Here is a 1,744-nt window from a genome sequence, read left to right as displayed (position 1 = left end):
ACTCAAGTTTTATATAGAGTGGTTGATCTATGATATTCTTGCTTTTACGCGCAGGATCAGAGCATTTCTTTACCTTTATGTATGAATCTGTTATACTATTGAATACTACCAGAAGGAGGAAACATCATGTTTGGTTATGATTTCAATAGTTTTCTGCATGAAATGATTTATCTGATACCGGCCGTGGCAATTGCTTTGAGCTTTCATGAATTTGCTCATGCGTTTGTATCCTATAAGCTGGGTGATTATACGCAAAAGGAAAGAGGTCGTTTGACTTTAAATCCTTTAAAGCATCTGGATCCCATTGGTACTTTATGTTTGCTTTTCTTTCAATTTGGATGGGCCAAACCAGTGGAAGTAGATCCTTATTATTATCGTAATAAAAAAGAAGGCATGATCTGGACAGCCTTAGCTGGACCATTGATGAATATGCTGTTGGTTTTATCTGTTATTCTTATGCTATTTGATGATTGGGTTTTAACTTGGATAGTAATTTTCAGGTGCTGTTGCCGATTATCTTTCAATTGAGTTATATGACTGCATTTATTAACATTGGATTGGTATTCAACCTAACACATTACCGCCACTTGATGGTTCTAAGATTTAATGGTGTTCTTAGTGAAGAAACTTATTTCAATTTGATGCGTTATGAAATGTATTTATCCTTCGCATTGATACTGGTATTGGTCAGTGGTGTATTAGATGGCCCATTGTTTTATGCAAGAAGTGCGATCGTCAATTGTTTCTCAACAATCAGTCGTGTGTTATTAGGAATGGGGTAAACCTGTTCCTTTTTTATGTGATGCAGGTGGAAGCAGATTGTTTTATGAAAGACGTCAATGTTTACATGACGTATAGAAGATGGAAAAGCAAAAATTAGATTATTCTGTGAATTTCATATTTGTGATACGAGTTTGATAATGAAAATTATAAATCAGTGAAAATTTTTTAGTTGTTAATTTACCGTATATCTTTTTAGAAGTAGATAAAGGCCTTTTCTACATTATTGTTTACAAGTTATTTGATAAATTTATAATGGAACCCAAATGGGATTAATTTTAAAGAACATTTATTTGGTCTGTTGTAAAATTTACATTTTCAGATTTATGCATATAATGATAATAGAAGAGATATAAGGAGGTTGATGCACATGAATAATGCATATCCTTACAATTATTATTTTACTGCCCACACAGTATTAACTTACAGTAGCGCGAACAGTATTTCAAGTATATCAACTAGTGAACCTTATGATATTCGCATAGTAAAACCTTTTCCTTCTCTGTCTGATGTAGATTTAAAATGATAAAAGAATTTTCTAGTATTAAAATAGATTTTTCGAATAACGCTTTTCAAATATTAAATGGGACAGAAGGAAAATATTCATTAAGTGAAATAGAAAGATGTGTTGTTTTAAATGAAAAAGCTAGTAAAAAAGGGAAACAAGCTCCCTTCTTAGCTTTAATGCCTAGCTCTGGCTTACCTACTGGAATATTATCAACTCCATATTTGTTTGTGGGTATAAAGATTATTATGAAAGATAATCGAAATTTAGCTGTCTATGTATCAAAAAATAAAACACAGGTAGGAACAGAGCAGTATCAGAAAGATAATGATGAGGCTAAACAAATTGTAAAATATTTGAAATCCAGAATAAACACTTGAATATGAAATACTTTGCAGATAAAGTAATGTCGGACCGTATGGTATCTAAGTTTTATCTGTTTTAGTATAAGAATACATA

At 31.6% G+C, this 1,744-nt stretch carries 3 protein-coding genes; all 3 read left to right on the top strand.

Going from position 1 to position 1,744, the window contains the following annotated elements; genetic code table 11:
• Positions 1 to 126: 126 nt before the first annotated feature.
• Positions 127 to 528, top strand: coding sequence for a site-2 protease family protein (locus tag ACLUJM_RS13600; protein ID WP_412413060.1), 402 nt, complete (start codon positions 127 to 129; stop codon positions 526 to 528).
• 5 nt (positions 529 to 533) lie between these two features.
• Complete coding sequence (locus tag ACLUJM_RS13595) at positions 534 to 782, top strand: hypothetical protein (RefSeq protein WP_412413059.1); 249 nt, start codon at positions 534 to 536, stop codon at positions 780 to 782.
• 520 nt (positions 783 to 1,302) lie between these two features.
• Positions 1,303 to 1,665 (top strand): hypothetical protein, encoded by a 363-nt coding sequence (locus tag ACLUJM_RS13590; RefSeq protein ID WP_008690465.1) that lies wholly within the window; start codon positions 1,303 to 1,305, stop codon positions 1,663 to 1,665.
• Positions 1,666 to 1,744: the final 79 nt, after the last annotated feature.

This window comes from Finegoldia sp., assembly GCF_046991905.1.
GTDB lineage: Bacteria > Bacillota > Clostridia > Tissierellales > Peptoniphilaceae > Finegoldia.
This window is presented reverse-complemented; position numbering and strand designations above follow the sequence as displayed.

What these genes read in the sequence shown, in the direction of transcription:
- ACLUJM_RS13600 (WP_412413060.1), top strand. Translation starts at nt 127, where the DNA reads ATGTTTGGTTATGATTTCAATAGTTTTCTGCATGAAATGATTTATCTG.
- ACLUJM_RS13595 (WP_412413059.1), top strand. Translation starts at nt 534, where the DNA reads ATGACTGCATTTATTAACATTGGATTGGTATTCAACCTAACACATTAC.
- ACLUJM_RS13590 (WP_008690465.1), top strand. Translation starts at nt 1,303, where the DNA reads ATGATAAAAGAATTTTCTAGTATTAAAATAGATTTTTCGAATAACGCT.